Source organism: Paraburkholderia podalyriae (genome assembly GCF_014397785.1).
In the GTDB taxonomy this organism is placed as follows: Bacteria; Pseudomonadota; Gammaproteobacteria; order Burkholderiales; family Burkholderiaceae; genus Paraburkholderia; species Paraburkholderia podalyriae.
In genome coordinates this window covers 76,092-88,476 of sequence record NZ_VZQQ01000009.1, presented here as the reverse complement: position 1 = coordinate 88,476, position 12,385 = coordinate 76,092, and the positions used below count along the sequence as shown (strand labels likewise).

General features: G+C 62.4%; 12 protein-coding genes. 4 read left to right on the top strand and 8 right to left on the bottom strand.

From position 1 onward, the window contains the following. Nucleotides 1–3: 3 nt before the first annotated feature. Complete coding sequence (locus F6X42_RS12870; RefSeq protein WP_187634584.1) at nucleotides 4–1,668, bottom strand: alpha-amylase family protein; 1,665 nt, start codon at nucleotides 1,666–1,668, stop codon at nucleotides 4–6. A gap of 48 nt (nucleotides 1,669–1,716) precedes the next feature. On the opposite strand from F6X42_RS12870, the gene F6X42_RS12865 reads away from it, so the two are divergent. After that, nucleotides 1,717–3,291, top strand: coding sequence for an alpha-amylase family glycosyl hydrolase (locus tag F6X42_RS12865; protein ID WP_187634583.1), 1,575 nt, complete (start codon nucleotides 1,717–1,719; stop codon nucleotides 3,289–3,291). Nucleotides 3,292–3,315: 24 nt separating this feature from the next. Here the strand turns inward: F6X42_RS12865 and F6X42_RS12860 are convergent, their stop codons facing one another. Continuing rightward, nucleotides 3,316–4,173, bottom strand: coding sequence for a helix-turn-helix transcriptional regulator (locus tag F6X42_RS12860; RefSeq protein ID WP_187634582.1), 858 nt, complete (start codon nucleotides 4,171–4,173; stop codon nucleotides 3,316–3,318). A 104-nt stretch (nucleotides 4,174–4,277) separates the two neighbouring features. Here F6X42_RS12860 and F6X42_RS12855 point away from each other — a divergent pair, with 104 nt between their 5' ends. After that, on the top strand, nucleotides 4,278–5,165 hold the full coding sequence (locus F6X42_RS12855; protein ID WP_187634581.1) for an SDR family oxidoreductase: 888 nt from the start codon (nucleotides 4,278–4,280) through the stop codon (nucleotides 5,163–5,165). Nucleotides 5,166–5,170: 5 nt separating this feature from the next. Here F6X42_RS12855 and F6X42_RS12850 read toward each other — a convergent pair whose 3' ends face one another. Beyond that, nucleotides 5,171–5,863, bottom strand: a complete 693-nt coding sequence (locus F6X42_RS12850; RefSeq protein WP_187634580.1) for a phosphatase PAP2 family protein — start codon at nucleotides 5,861–5,863, stop codon at nucleotides 5,171–5,173. A 189-nt stretch (nucleotides 5,864–6,052) separates the two neighbouring features. On the opposite strand from F6X42_RS12850, the gene F6X42_RS12845 reads away from it, so the two are divergent. Both F6X42_RS12845 and F6X42_RS12840 read left to right on the top strand, forming a co-directional pair. Beyond that, nucleotides 6,053–6,925, top strand: coding sequence for an endonuclease/exonuclease/phosphatase family protein (locus F6X42_RS12845; protein WP_187634579.1), 873 nt, complete (start codon nucleotides 6,053–6,055; stop codon nucleotides 6,923–6,925). Nucleotides 6,926–7,066: 141 nt separating this feature from the next. Next, nucleotides 7,067–7,852 (top strand): COG4705 family protein, encoded by a 786-nt coding sequence (locus F6X42_RS12840; RefSeq protein ID WP_187634578.1) that lies wholly within the window; start codon nucleotides 7,067–7,069, stop codon nucleotides 7,850–7,852. Nucleotides 7,853–7,923: 71 nt separating this feature from the next. On the opposite strand, the gene F6X42_RS12835 is transcribed toward F6X42_RS12840, so the two are convergent. From F6X42_RS12835 to F6X42_RS12815, 5 genes are all read right to left on the bottom strand, one after another. Beyond that, nucleotides 7,924–8,754 (bottom strand): ATP-binding cassette domain-containing protein, encoded by an 831-nt coding sequence (locus tag F6X42_RS12835; RefSeq protein ID WP_376776364.1) that lies wholly within the window; start codon nucleotides 8,752–8,754, stop codon nucleotides 7,924–7,926. Continuing rightward, on the bottom strand, nucleotides 8,754–9,758 hold the full coding sequence (locus F6X42_RS12830) for an ABC transporter permease (protein ID WP_187634577.1): 1,005 nt from the start codon (nucleotides 9,756–9,758) through the stop codon (nucleotides 8,754–8,756). The genes F6X42_RS12835 and F6X42_RS12830 overlap by 1 nt, the downstream gene beginning before the upstream one ends. Then, entirely contained in the window at nucleotides 9,758–10,867 is a 1,110-nt protein-coding gene (locus F6X42_RS12825; protein WP_187634576.1) for a sugar ABC transporter substrate-binding protein, read from the bottom strand. Before F6X42_RS12825 ends, F6X42_RS12830 begins: the two co-directional genes overlap by 1 nt. Before the next feature lie 291 nt (nucleotides 10,868–11,158). Continuing rightward, on the bottom strand, nucleotides 11,159–11,785 hold the full coding sequence (locus tag F6X42_RS12820) for a uracil-DNA glycosylase family protein (protein ID WP_187634575.1): 627 nt from the start codon (nucleotides 11,783–11,785) through the stop codon (nucleotides 11,159–11,161). A gap of 45 nt (nucleotides 11,786–11,830) precedes the next feature. Further along, the gene (locus F6X42_RS12815) at nucleotides 11,831–12,379 is read right to left on the bottom strand and encodes a DUF488 domain-containing protein (RefSeq protein ID WP_187634574.1); all 549 of its coding nucleotides are present in this window, start codon (nucleotides 12,377–12,379) and stop codon (nucleotides 11,831–11,833) included. Between the last annotated feature and the right edge of the window lie 6 nt (nucleotides 12,380–12,385).

The window sequence follows — 12,385 nt, the reverse complement described above, 5'->3', positions numbered from 1 at the left end:
TTGCTACGCCTCGGTCCGCCTGAGCAGATAGTCGAGGCCGCCCAGCCGATACCATCGGTATCCGAACGGCTCGAGCACGACCGAGTGGCAACCGTCATCGTCAGCCTCGCTGTGGTCGTCGGACAGAAGATTGATCAACGGCTCTCTACCCGGTTCGTTGGAGTTCAGGCGGAATTCGACGGTACCCACTTCGGCGCGGAAGTTATGCAGAAACAGCACGGAATTGTTACGCCAGTGATAGGCGAGTGCGAGGACATCGTTTCGCGAGGTGCGCAGCACTTCGAAGTCCCCCCAGCTGATTTCCGGCACTTCCCGGCGCATGCGAATCATCCGCTCGGTCCAGTTGAGAAACGAATCGGGATCGCGCCGCTGCTTCGCCACATTGACCCGCTCAAAGCCATAAGCACCGCCGGCTATCGCAGGAACCGGCGGGTTTGAATGGCTGGTGAAGCCGCCTTGCGACTCGGACGACCATTGCATCGGCGTGCGCGCACACTGGCGCTCGGGCCGGCGCAGGTCGTCGCCCATGCCGATCTCATCGCCGTACCGGAACACGGGCGTACCCGGCAAACTCAGCATCAGGCTATAGGCAAGTTCGAGACGGCGTCTGTCGCCCGACAGCATCGGCGCAAGTCTGCGGCGGATGCCGCGCCCATACAGCTGCATGTCGGGGTCGGGGGCGAACGCGGCGAACACTGCCGCGCGCTGTTCGGGCGTCAGGCGGCCCAGATCGAGTTCGTCGTGATTGCGCAGAAACACCCCCCATTGCGCACTCGGCGGCCGTGGTCTGGTCGCAAGGAGCGCGTCCTTCAGCGGCTTCGTGTCGCCCGTCGCGAGCGTGTAAAAGGTGTTCTGGTTGAGCCGGAAGTTAAACATCATCGGCAAGCGCTCGCCCTCGTCGCCGAAGTACTGAAGATCCGTTTTGGGCGGCACATTGGCTTCGGCCAGAATGATCGCGTCGCCCTCGCGCCACTGCAGAAACTCGCGAAAGGTTCGCAACATGTCATATTGCTCGACCGGTCGGCGCACCTTCGGTCCCTTCGTCGCGATGACGAAGGGCACCGCGTCCATGCGGAATCCGGAAACCCCAAGCTGGATCCAGAAGCCCATGATCTTCAGCAGTTCCGCCTGCACCTGCGGGTTGGACGTATTCAGGTCCGGTTGGAAATCGTAGAAGCGATGGAAGTACCAGCGTCTCGCCCGCTTGTCGAAACTCCAGGTCGACTTCTGCACGCCCGGAAACGCCACGCCGCGTTGCGCATCGGCGGGCTTGTCGTCCGACCAGACATACCAGTCGCGATATTTCGAAGTGGGATCGCTGCGTGCTTGCTGGAACCAGGGGTGCTGGTCGGACGTATGATTGACCACGAGGTCGATGATGACGCGCAAGCCCCGCTCGGCGCACGCGTGCGTGAATTCGGCAAAATCCCCGAGCGTGCCGTACTTCGGATCGACGTTGTAATAGTCGCAAACGTCGTAACCGTTATCGCGCCCGGGCGACGGGTGGAACGGCATCAGCCAGATCGTCGTCATGCCAAGCCCTTGCAGGTAATCGAGCCTGCGCATCAGACCCTGGAAGTCGCCGACGCCGTCGCCATTCGCGTCCATGAAGGTGCCTACCGACAGGCAATAAATGATCGCGTTCTTGTACCAGAGGTCATTGAGCATAGGGTCCGCGCGTGGCGCCAAAACAATCGATCGTGAAGAGGAATTGCAATGTCGGAGCTGGCGTGGTGGCAACGCGGCGTGATCTATCAGATCTATCCGCGTTCGTTTCAGGACAGTAACGGCGATGGCATCGGCGATCTGCGCGGCATCGGCACGCGCCTTGAATATGTCGCGGCGCTCGGCGCCGATGCGGTGTGGATCTCGCCGATCTGCCCGTCGCCCATGGCCGACTTTGGCTACGACGTTGCGGACTATTGCAACATCGATCCGATATTCGGCACTCTGGATGAGTTCAAGCAATTGATGGGCCACGCACATCGGCTCAGGCTCAAGGTACTGCTCGATTTCGTGCCCAATCATTCGTCGAACCGGCATCCGTGGTTCGAGCAAAGCCGCTCGTCACGGGACAATCCGAAACGGGACTGGTATCTGTGGCGCGATCCCGCGCCCGATGGCGGGCCGCCGAATAACTGGCTGAGCCGCATGGGCGGCTCGGCGTGGGAGTGGGACGAGGTGACGGGGCAGTATTACTATCACGCGTTTCTGCGGGAGCAGCCTGACCTGAACTGGAGAAGCCCCCAGCTACGCCGCGCGATGGATCACGTGCTGCGCTTCTGGCTCGATCTCGGCGTGGACGGCTTTCGCGTAGACGTGGTCTGGCTGCTAATCAAGGACGCGCAGTTTCGCGACAATCCGCCGAATCCCGCCTATCGGCCCGGCGAGCCGGACCATCATCGGCTATTGCAAAGTTACACCGAGGATCAGCCGGAAGTGCATGAAATCGTCCGCTCGATGCGAGCCACCCTGGACGAGTATGGCGAGCGCGTGCTGATCGGCGAAATCTACCTGACTGTCCCGCAACTGGTGAAGTATTACGGCGTGAACGGCGAAGGCGCGCACATGCCGTTCAATTTCCAGTTGCTCAACGCGAGATGGAACGCGAACGAAATCGCCGGCATGATCCGGGATTACGACATTGCGTTGCCCGAATACGCGTGGCCGAACTGGGTGCTGGGAAACCACGACAATCCGCGCGTTGCGTCGCGCGTCGGCGCGGCGCAGGCGCGTGTGGCCGCTGTTCTTCTGCTGACGCTCCGAGGGACGCCGACGCTTTACTACGGCGATGAAATCGGCATGACTGATGGCGATATCGCGCCGGACGAGGTTCAGGACCCGGCGGAACTCCGTCAACCGGGCATTTGCCAGGGGCGTGATCCCGAGCGCACGCCTATGCAATGGGATGGTTCGCTGCCGAATGCGGGCTTTACGGACGGCAAGCCGTGGCTGCCCATTGCGACGTCGACGAGCGTGCGCGAACAGGATGGCGACATGTCGAGCATGTTGTCGCTCTATCGGCGCCTGCTGGGCTTGCGCCGCAGCAACGCCGCGCTCGTGCGCGGCACGATCGAAAATGTCGTTGCTTACGGCGACGTGCTGACTTACGAGCGGCGATACGGCAATGAACGCCTTTTTATCGCGCTGAACATGGGCGTCGAAGAGGCTACTGTGCAATCGCGCCCGGGCCTGCTGTTGCTATCGACGGTGAGCACGCGCAGCGGCGAAAACTTTGTCCAGGGTGCCAATCTGCTTGCCGCCAGCGAGGCGGTCATCGTGGTCGTTTGAGCCACCATCGAACGTCGAAGCCGACTACGAAGCAGTCACAGGCGCAGCGCTAACGCTTTCCTCGATCGATGACACGGCACTGCGAATGCGTCTCGCGATGCGCGCGTCGAGCGCTGTGTACACGAGCATGCTCAGATCTGGCCGACCATCGACGGCGAACAGCGAATACTCCATTTCGATGGTCCCGAATGTTGGATGCAGCAGGCGCTTAACGTGCTGTCCTTCGCTGTGGCCGAATACCTGGTTTTCGCGCCACATGCGTTCGAAGTCGGGGCTGGCGCGGCACAGATCGTCAACCAGATCGCCCACTTCGGAAGCGAGCCCGGCGCGCGCAACGTCCGCACGGAACGTCCCCACGACGAAGCGCGCGACGCTCTCCCAATCGTGCTGTTTGGCACGGACGGCCGGGTCGCCGAACAGGAATCGCAGGATGTTGCGCTGGCCAGGCGGCAGCGCGCCATAGTCGGTGAGCACGACGGCCGCGGCGCGATTCCACGCGATGACGTCCCACGTCGCGGTCTTGATGATCGACGGGCTGGCATCGAGCGAATCGAGCACGCGCTGCAACCGCGGATCGACCCCGTGGGTGGAGCGATAGCGCACTTCCGGCGGTCGCCCGAGGCCCAACATGAACAGATGTTCGCGCTCGGTATTCGTCAGCATCAGCGCCGCGCAGATGCGCTCCAGCACCGCGGCGGAAGGTGCGCCGCCGCGACCCTGCTCGAGCCACGTGTACCAGGTCGAACTGATATTCGCGCGCTGGGCCACTTCTTCCCGGCGCAATCCGGGCGTACGCCGGCGGCCCGAGAAGCCGAAGCTAGCGGGATCGAGCCGCGTGCGGCGGCTGCGCAGAAAGTCCCCGAGGGTTTGGGCGGTGTTCACTGGAATGATTAACCTGTTAGTCGCTTTACCGGGATAAACTCACTACTTCAATAGAATAGTGAATGATCGCATAGTGCGTCGGTGACTCTCCTGGAGACTTGACTATGCGAATCTTTCTGACGGGCGCGACCGGGTTTATCGGCTCGGCTTTGGTGCCCGAACTTATCGAAGCCGGGCATCAGGTTATCGGCATGACCCGATCTGATTCGGGCGCGCAGGTGCTGAGCGCGGCGGGCGCGGACGTCCATCGCGGCACGCTCGAAGACACCGACAGCCTGCGCATCGGCGCCGCGAAGGCGGACGCCGTCATCCACCTCGCGTTCGATCACGATTTCTCGCACTTCGTGGAGAACTGCGAAAAGGACAAGCGTGCTATCGCAGCACTTGGCTCGGCGCTGGCCGGCTCGGACCGGCCGCTTCTCATCACGTCCGGCACGGGCGTCGGCAGCCGCGATCACGGGCAGCCGGCCACCGAGGACGTGTTCAATACCAGTCACCCGAACCCACGCATCGGCTCGGAGCTGGCCGGCAGCACACTGCTGGAGGCGGGCGTCAATTTATCGGTGATGCGCCTGCCGCAAGTGCATAACCCGTTCCGCCAAGGCCTCATCACGCCGCTAATCCAGATTGCGCGGGAGAAGGGCATGTGCGCCTATGTGGAGGAGGGACGTAACCGCTGGCCGGCAGGGCATCTGTCGGATGTCGTGCGGCTGTACCGGCTTGCGATCGAGAAGGGCGAACGCGGGGCGCGCTATCACGCGGTCGGTGAAGAAGGCGTTAGCGCTCGCGAGATTGCCGACGCGCTGGGGCGCGGCCTGAAGGTGCCGGTCGTGTCGATCGCGCGCGACGAAGCGCAGGCCTATTTCGGATGGATGGCGATGTTCGCCGCGCTCGACATGCCGGCATCGAGCGCGCTGACGCAGGCGCGTTTAGGCTGGCAACCGACAGGCCCGACGCTTCTCTCCGATCTGAACGAAGCGCGCTACGTTTAGCGAGTTCATAGATGTTTGAATACACCGATCGCCAGCCTGCGCAGTTCGTCGAACTGCGTGACGAGTTCGAGGCACAGAATGAAGGCCAGCATCGCCGAAGGCCCCGGGTAACGATCGATCCATCGCAGCACCGGAGTCGCGTAGCGCTTGCGGATCGCATCGCGCGTCATGACAACGGTAATCACGATTCCCACGGCGGCCCCCACCAGCAGATCGGTCGGGTAGTGAAAGCCGAGATAGGCGCGCGGAACGCAAATAAACAGCGCGGTATAGAGCATCGCCAGCACACCGATGCGCCGCCACACAAGGAAGATGCCGGTGGCGACCGCCATCCATAGCATCGCGTGATCGCTCGGGAAGGAACTCCAACCTGTCAGCACCGCGTCCTTGAGTTCGCCGCTGGCAAAGTGCAGATGTAGTTCAGTGCTGTAGACGGGGCGCTCTCTAAACGGCAACCAGTGAGTCAGCAGTCTTCCGGTGAAGAGCGCCACGAGGCCGCTGAGAATCGTCGCGACAACCATTTCTTGCCGCCATTCGCGGCACTCGTCTTGCTTGAACCACATCCACCACAGCACGGGAATGAGTACGAGGCCTTTGAAGGTGTACAGGTTTGTAACGGCTAGTATGGATTGGGTCGCGAAATGACCGAAGTGTATGTTGGACAGATATGTTTCGATGGACGAATCGAAGTTATTCATTGTTTTCTAAGAAGAAAATAGAACCGGTCGCAGACGAGGGCTAGCTTAATCCATTGGATGCGCGATATTTTCTGGTGCTTACTTTCACTGACAATTTTTACTGCGCAATTTCATCGCTAACTGACAGTGACTCGTTGTCCCGCGAGAGCGCGGCGAGGAATTGTAATTGGTATTTTCACGGAGACCGTCATGAAGCTGGTCGACTGGAACATTCAGTGGGGTTGTGGCGTCGACGGCCGCGTCGAGCTCGATCGGATCGTGCGGGAAGCACGCGCGTTGTGCGACTTCGACGTCCTGTGTCTGCAGGAAGTCACGCGAGGCTTCAACGAAGAACCGGCGGCCGGCGGACTGAAAGGCGCGCCATCGTCCGATCAGTTCGCCGAGCTTGCCGCTCTGCTGCCGGAGATGACCGTGCTCGATGCAATCGGCTCCGATCTGCCCTCTCTGGGCGCGAGCCGTCATCGGCGCCAGTTCGGCAATGCCATCGTGACGCGCTTACCGGTTCGTCAGGTGCTTCGCCATTCTCTGCCGTGGCCCGCCGACCCGGCCAAGCCGTCGATGCTGCGCGTCGCGCTCGAAGCGGTGCTCGAAGCCGACATCGGCCCGCTTCGTGTCATCAGCACACACCTCGAGTTCTATTCGGAGCAACAGCGGCTCGCACAAGTGACGAGACTGCGCGAACTGCATCAGGAAGCATGCGATCACGCGCGCTCTCCCGCGCGTGGTGAAAAGCCGGACAGCCCGTTTGCGGATACGGCGCGCCCGGTCAGCGCGATTCTCTGCGGAGACTTCAACAGCGCATTTGAAGACAGCGCCTATCGGCGGATGCTCGAACCGATCGGCGACGCTCCGGCGTTTATCGATGCGTGGGCCTGCGCGCACCCCGGTGACCCACGTGCCGCGACGGTCGGCCTGTACGACCACGAGCAATGGCCAGACGGACCGTTCGCGTGCGATTTCGTTTTCGTCACGCAAGAGCTGGGTACCCGCATTGCATCGTGCGATGTGGACCCGCGGAGCCGCTCGTCCGATCATCAGCCGATGTGGCTGGAACTGCGCTGAAAGGTCTCGGAATTACCGTTCCGTGATCGGCGCAGGAAAATCTGACCGCCGTCACTCCGTGCGAGTGCTTAAGCGTGTGTTAAGAGTTGCTCTGCGATGGTTACACCTATGTTCAAGCCATCAGAATAGTGAGCACCTCATATGAATAGCAACCAATCGCAAACTCGCACCAATATAGTCAGTAAAGTCCCGCAGGTCACGCTGGGCTTCTGGGTCATCAAGATCGCCGCCACGACGCTTGGCGAAACAGGCGGCGATTGGGTAACCATGTCGCTCAAACTGGGTTATCTGATCGGCTGCGCAATCTTTGCGGTTATTTTTATCGGGCTGGTCGCGGGCCAGATCAGGGCGGAGCGGTTCAATCCCGTGCTCTATTGGGCGACCATCGTCGCCACGACCACGCTCGGTACCACGATGGCCGATTTCTTCGATCGCTCCGTGGGAATCGGCTATCCGGGCGGTGTAGTCATTGTCTTCGCGCTTCTGCTTGCGAGCTTGGGCGTCTGGTACAAATCGGAAGGCACGGTGGCAGTGCAGAGCGTGACCACGCCCAAAGCCGAGTGGTTTTACTGGGTGACGATCCTCTTTTCCCAGACCCTGGGTACCGCGTTGGGCGATTGGGTGGCGGGATCGGACGAAGGTGGTCTGGGGCTTGGCTATGAGTATGGCGCTTTGATCTTCGGTGCGGGTCTGCTGATCGTCGGCGCATTTTATTACTGGTCGCGTCTGTCACGCACCGCGATTTTCTGGGCGGCGTTCATCCTGACGCGTCCGCTCGGTGCGACCTTGGGCGACTTGCTGGACAAACCCATTTCTCAAGGGGGGCTCGAGGTTAGCCGACTCTATGCGTCGTTGATTCTGGCTGCGTTCATGGGCTTCTGCGTGTTTTTGCTGCCGCAGCGCGCTGCCCGGCAAGCGATCCGGTAGGTGGCGTCAACGCGCGAACGCGAAGATCGATTTCCGCTTCGCGTTGCGCGCTTTCGCGGGCACGGGTGGGCTCACTGCGCACCCCCGGCGCGCATGGCCCGGTATTCCCGCTGCACGATCTCCATCAGCTCCGCCACCGAAGTCAGCGCGCTCGCTTGCTCGTAGGTCACGCGGCCTCGCTGCATCAGCATGATGCGATCCGCGATACCGAGCGTCTGCGCATAGTTGTGCATGATCATGATGATGGAGAGACCGCCTTTTTCCTTCAGGCGCATCAGAAGATCGATGATGAGCCCCGCCTCGCGCGCGCCCATCGCGGCGAGCGGCTCATCGAGCAACAGGATCTTCGCATTCGAATTCACGGCCCGCGCCACGGCGATGGCCTGGCGCTGGCCACCCGATAGACGCTCCACGGGCAAATCCACCGAAGGCACGTGCACGCCGATATCGTCGAGGCATTGCGCCGCGCGCTCGCGCATCCGCTTGTGGTCGAGCAGCCTGAACGGCCCGCGCCGCACGATTTCGCGGTTCAGGAACATGTTGTGATAAATGCTCAGCGAATTGGCGAGCGCGAGATCCTGATACACGCATTCGATGCCGAGCGAGCGCGCATGATCGACCGAGCGCAACAGCGTCTCCTCTGCGTCGATGTGGAGTGTGCCGCTCGTTTGCTGATGAAAGCCCGTGAGGATCTTGACAAGCGTGGACTTACCCGCGCCGTTGTCGCCGAGTATGCCGAGAATCTCGCCCTTGCCGAGGGTGAGCGACACGCCGTCGAGCGCGGTCACCGCGCCGAAGCGTTTGACGAGGTTGTCGCCGCGCAGCGCGAGCGGCGCGTTCGCCGCGTTGCCCGCGGGGGGCATGGCATTCGTGCCCGCGGAGGAGGTTTGGGATTGGTCCATCAGCGTCCACCCTTGCGGCGAATGCGTCCGACGTGGATGTTGAAGATCATCGCCGCCAGAATCGCGGCGCCGAGAATGATGTTGAACGTAAACGCGTTGATGCCGATCAGCGTAAAGCCGTCGTTGAGAATGCCGAGCACCGCCGCGCCGATCAGCCCACCCACGATGGTGCCCGAGCCGCCCGTGAGAGGCGTGCCGCCGATCACGGCGGCGGCCACGGCAAGGAACATGATCTGGTTGCCGCCCGCCTGCGGGTCGATGGAGGTGATGCGAAAGGCCTCAAGCATGCCGGTGAAGCCCGCCAGCACCGCGGCGAGGATGAAGTTGCCGAGGCGCAGCCGCCTCACATGGATGCCGGCCTCGCTCGCGCCGAGTGGATTCGCCCCTGCGGCCTGCGTATGCAGGCCCCAGCGCGTATGCCGCAACAGCACGTGCATCGCGAACGCGATCGCGAAAGTCCAGATGATCTCGCTGTAGCCCCACGCGCCCATGAACGCGGCGAAGGTGGGCGAGCCCGGCGTCGCGGCGGGCGTGCCGCGCGAGATGGTCAGCGTGATGCCGTTGATCAGAAAGAGCGTGCCGAGCGTCGTGACGAACGACGGCAGCCGCAGCCACACCGTCACCGCGCCGTTGACGAAGCCGACGAGCGCCGCGGCCACGAGCCCCGCGATCACGGCGAGCCACATGGGCGCGCCCGCGTCATTCGCAAACACCATCATGAATGGCGCGAACGCAAACACCATGCCCGCCGACAGGTCGATGTCGCCGCCGATCATCAACATGATTTCGCCGAACGCGATGATCGCCACCGGTGCGATGAACTGCGACAGGTTGACGAGGCTCGCGTTGGTGAACAGGAAATCGTGGTTCGCGAACTCGAAATAGGCGGCCAGCAGCACGGCCACGAGCAGGATGCGCAGCTCGGCCGCCCATTGCGATGCGAAGGAAACGCCCGCGCGCCGGGACGCGCGGACCGCTTTGCTGGTTTCGTTCGCGGTATTCATCAGGACTTGATTGCGCCGGTTCTCGGAACGATTTGCTCCTTGTCGGTCTTGCCTTCAAAGCGCGTCGAGGTATTCAGGTACGGCTCGACGTTATCCTTCGTCACGAATTTCAGGCCGGTGTTGATTTCGGCCGGGCCGACGAGGCCGCCGGAGCTGAGGAACACGAACGCCTGCATCACCGTATAGAAACCCTGGACGTAGGGCTGCTGATCGATGGTGAAGTCGAGGAAACCTTCGTGGATCAGCTGGATCGTGGTCGGCAGCAGGTCGAAGCCGCCGCCGTGCACGCCTTTGGACGGCAGGTTCGATTCCTTCATCACCTGCGCGACGCCTTGCGTGCTACCCGCATCCACGGCGAACATGCCCTTCAGGTCCTGGTGGCCCAGGTAGAACGACTTGATCTTCGACAATTCCTCGTTGACGGTTGCGCCCGTGGCCACGGTCTGGATGTCGATCTTCTTGCCGGACTTCTTGATGGCGTCGCTCGCACCGTCCAGACGCGGCTGGATGTTGAGCTGCCCCGGCGTGGCGATGAACAGCCCGACCATGCCGCTGTCGATCAGACTGACGATGCGCTCGCCCATCTGGTAGCCCGACAGATACAGGTCCTGGCCGATATACGCGAGGCGCGGATTCTTCTTGCCGCGCGGCGCGTCGGCGTTGTACGCGAACACCGGAATTCCGGCGTCGAGCGCGGCCAGGATGGGCTTGTCGAAAGCGCTCGGATCGACGATCGGCACCGCGATGGCGTCAGCCTTCGCGGCAATCGCCGAGTTCACGGCGCGGACCATTTCGCCCGCGTCCGAAGTGGCCGAGCCGGTCCACTGATAATCCATGTTGAGCAGCGAGCAGGCATCCTGAATGCCGTACTGCGTGGGCACGAAGAACGGGTTGGTGGTGACGTGATTGACGAACACGATCCTCCACTTCTTGTGCGACGGAAAAGCCGTCTGCGCTGCCTGCGCGGTGCCGATCAGACCGCCTGCGCCGCCTAGCGCGCCCATCAGCGAAAGCGCTGCGCCGAGTCCCGCGCCCTGCATCAGCCCCCGCCGCGCCGTGCTGAAACCGTTGCCGCTGTTTTGCTGATCGTCATCCCGTTGCTGTGCCATCTGATCCTCCGGTTCTTGTCTTCATTGGTCGATGTGGTCGACGTTGCGTCGATTGCGTGCAGATGCTGGACGGCACCGGGAGTTCGCGGGGCAGCGCGAGACTTTGGCGTGGGACGTGCAACCCCGATTCGGAAGCGCTCGATACGCGCCGTGCGGTACCGCAAAAATGTTAGTGCAGTGCGGTTGCGCCTCCTAATCCATGTATACCCGTAACTGTTCCGAAGATTGGGACGCCGGGTCCGGATGCGTGTTTACCACGAACGGCTGATCGCGCGGATGGGCGCGCGGCGCTCAAAGCTCCCCGCCCGCCAACACCGTCGCCACGTGCTCGCGCAACGTCGGCAGCACCGCGCCCTCGAACCAGGCATTGCGCTTGAACCACGCGATATTGCGCGGCGAAGGATGCGGCAGCGGCATCACATGCGGTCCAAACTCGGCCCACCTGACGAGCGTATCGGTCGAGGTAGTCCCGAATGCATCGCCCAGGCCAAAGCGCTGTGCATATTGTCCGACCAGCAGCGTCAATTTCACCGAACGCATATGCGCGAGCAATTCGCGATGCCAGCGGTTTGCGCACTCGGGCCGAGGCGGCAGGTCGCCGCTCCCGCCGCGACCCGGAAAACAGAAGCCGATCGGCACGATGGCGAATTTCGAAGCGTCGTAGAAGGTGGGGTCGTCGACGCCGAGCCAGGCGCGCAGACGCGCGCCGCTCGCATCGCTCCACGGCACCCCCGACGCATGCACGCGCGCGCCCGGCGCTTGCCCGATGATCAGAATGCGAGCCTGCGCGGACACCGCGAGCACGGGGCGGGGCGCGTGCGGCAGCATGGGTGCGCACAGCGTGCAGGAGCGGATGTCGTCGAGCAGCATGTCGAGCGACGCGCCGTTTTTCGACGTGCGTTTGGTGGTAACAGCCATAAAGCGGTTCGAGGTGACTGGCGCGCAGTCGTGTCGTGGGTCGGCTCAGTTCTGCGGCTGAGCCGGATAGATCAGCGTGCCGTCGGCTTGGGCCTCGGCGCCCGGCGTCATCGTGGCGGCGTTCGTGTGATGCGCGTCCATGATGTGCAGCACGGTTTCATCGTGCATCAGCAGATAGTCCGTAATGATACGCCGGTGGCAACGCCACCAGACCGCCTCCGAGCACATGATCGCGCAGCGCTGCCGATGACCGAGCGTCAGAAGTTGCGCCAGCCCGTCGCGAAACGCGTCCGTCATCGCATAGTCGGCATAGTTGCGAAAGGCCGGATGGGTCCAGTACGCGTTCGGCGATCGCGCATCGTCCTTGCGTTTGCCGCGGCGTCCACCCAGTGCGGCGAGATGCACGTAGTCGATATGTTCCCGCGCGAGCGAAGCGGGCAGCGTGTCGCGATTGAACTGCGGGTTGGTCCGCGAGCGCGGGATGCTGCGCACGTCGACGAGCAAGACGATCTGCTCGCCTTTCAGTAGACCGACGAATTCCTGCAACGGGCGCGTCGAGTGGCCGATCGTGAAAAAAGTGCGTTTCGTTTTCATGCGTGC

Coding starts and splice junctions, on each gene's coding strand:
- F6X42_RS12865 (WP_187634583.1), top strand. CDS start 1,717: ATGTCGGAGCTGGCGTGGTGGCAACGCGGCGTGATCTATCAGATCTAT.
- F6X42_RS12820 (WP_187634575.1), bottom strand. CDS start 11,785: ATGGCTGTTACCACCAAACGCACGTCGAAAAACGGCGCGTCGCTCGAC.
- F6X42_RS12840 (WP_187634578.1), top strand. CDS start 7,067: ATGAATAGCAACCAATCGCAAACTCGCACCAATATAGTCAGTAAAGTC.
- F6X42_RS12850 (WP_187634580.1), bottom strand. CDS start 5,863: ATGAATAACTTCGATTCGTCCATCGAAACATATCTGTCCAACATACAC.
- F6X42_RS12870 (WP_187634584.1), bottom strand. CDS start 1,668: ATGCTCAATGACCTCTGGTACAAGAACGCGATCATTTATTGCCTGTCG.
- F6X42_RS12855 (WP_187634581.1), top strand. CDS start 4,278: ATGCGAATCTTTCTGACGGGCGCGACCGGGTTTATCGGCTCGGCTTTG.
- F6X42_RS12845 (WP_187634579.1), top strand. CDS start 6,053: ATGAAGCTGGTCGACTGGAACATTCAGTGGGGTTGTGGCGTCGACGGC.
- F6X42_RS12830 (WP_187634577.1), bottom strand. CDS start 9,758: ATGAATACCGCGAACGAAACCAGCAAAGCGGTCCGCGCGTCCCGGCGC.
- F6X42_RS12815 (WP_187634574.1), bottom strand. CDS start 12,379: ATGAAAACGAAACGCACTTTTTTCACGATCGGCCACTCGACGCGCCCG.
- F6X42_RS12825 (WP_187634576.1), bottom strand. CDS start 10,867: ATGGCACAGCAACGGGATGACGATCAGCAAAACAGCGGCAACGGTTTC.
- F6X42_RS12835 (WP_376776364.1), bottom strand. CDS start 8,754: ATGGACCAATCCCAAACCTCCTCCGCGGGCACGAATGCCATGCCCCCC.